The 1,426-nt window shown below is 59.0% G+C and carries 3 protein-coding genes; 1 reads left to right on the top strand and 2 read right to left on the bottom strand.

From position 1 onward, the window contains the following. Positions 1-54: 54 nt before the first annotated feature. Positions 55-549: an N-acetyltransferase family protein gene (locus tag NW819_RS14165; protein WP_414330224.1), complete on the bottom strand. Its 495-nt coding sequence runs from the start codon at positions 547-549 to the stop codon at positions 55-57. Positions 550-617: 68 nt separating this feature from the next. Then, positions 618-893 (bottom strand): DUF6464 family protein, encoded by a 276-nt coding sequence (locus NW819_RS14160; protein WP_414414140.1) that lies wholly within the window; start codon positions 891-893, stop codon positions 618-620. 191 nt (positions 894-1,084) lie between these two features. On the opposite strand from NW819_RS14160, the gene NW819_RS14155 reads away from it, so the two are divergent. Then, on the top strand, positions 1,085-1,426 hold a 342-nt coding region (locus NW819_RS14155), incomplete at its 3' end, for an iron-sulfur cluster assembly protein (protein WP_414414139.1).

The following is a 1,426-nucleotide window of genomic DNA, read 5'->3' as shown; positions in this document are numbered from 1 at the left end:
CGAGCGCCGGGAGGATGTCACGAATGCTAGGGTCTGTAACAGAGGGGAGCTTGCTCAAGATCGACAGGGATCCTCAGCCAGCCGAGCCAAAGCTTCCAAATCAGCACCCACCACGCGGTTGAGAATCCATTCGGGATGTTGCTGGGCACCCATGCGTCGATAGAACTCTATCGCCGGCTGGTTCCAATCCAAAACCATCCACTCCAGCCGCCCATATCCTTTGGCCACCGCCTCCTGAGCCACCCGCGCCAAGAGCGCTTTGCCAATGCCTCTGCCGCGAAACTCCGGCAACACGAACAGATCCTCAAGGTAAATCCCTGGTCGGGTCAGGAACGTGGAAAAATTGCGGAAGTAGAGGGCAAATCCCACCGCTTGCCCCTCCACTTCTGCCAACAACGCCGAGGCCAAAGCCTCTGGGCCGAACAAGTAGTGGCGCAACAGATCAGCGGATCCCGTTACCAGGTGGCTCAGCTTCTCGTACTCGGCCAAGGCGCAGATGAGGTCAAACAAAACGGGCACATCTAAGGCGGTGGCAGGACGGATTTCCATACTTTTGCCTGGCTTCACAACCAATTCCTTGAATTTCCTGAGATACCGGCACGAGAACAGACCACAGTTTATTCTTGTTGTGGACAGAACGCCCAGGCAGCATCTTTTGGACGCGCAGCGTGGTGGGGGCAGCGGCAGGGGCCCAGAGGACTCACCGCACAAGGCAGGTAGGGTGACCGAGAAAAGTAACGGCAGAAGGGATCCCAGGGCAAGCCACAAGAGAGAGTTGGTACGGCCCGGTGGGCGCGCTCGTCCCGGATTGAGAAGCGACGGGATCCCCTCTTTTCCAGCAGAGGGATCAACTGCGCCAAGAACGTTAGCCCCAACCACAAGCCAACTCCCACTCAGCGCTTGCACAATTGCCCTCCCCCGTCGGCCAACAGCGTTGTCTTCCAACCAGAATCAGCCTCGGCCAGCCTGCTTGCCCAGGACTAGCGTGGCAGCCCGTTTTGGAGCTGTCCTTCCCTGCCGGCAAGAACCCGAGAAAAACCGATTAGAGTGAAATATGGACTGACCCGCTGAGCCTTCCGATTCCATGACCACCTCCACCCTTGATGCTGCTGCCATCCTTGAAGCGTTGCGCCCTGTTCAAGATCCGGAGCTGCGCCGCAGCCTGGTGGAACTGAACATGATCCGGGATATTCGCGTCGAGCCTGGGCGAGTGGCCTTTACCCTGGTGCTGACCACGCCGGCCTGCCCTTTGCGAGAATTCATTGTCGAGGAGTGCAAAGCTGCCATCCGCCGGTTGACCCCCATCGAAGCCATTGATGTCACGGTAACGGCAGAAACCCCCCGTTCCCCTTCCCTGCCGAATCGCCAGTCCATCCCCGGTGTGCGCAACATCATCGCCATTTCCAGCGGCAAGGGGGGAGTGGGC

Source organism: Synechococcus sp. R8-2, from assembly GCF_047461715.1.
In the GTDB taxonomy this organism is placed as follows: domain Bacteria; phylum Cyanobacteriota; class Cyanobacteriia; order Thermostichales; family Thermostichaceae; genus Thermostichus.
This window is presented reverse-complemented; position numbering and strand designations above follow the sequence as displayed.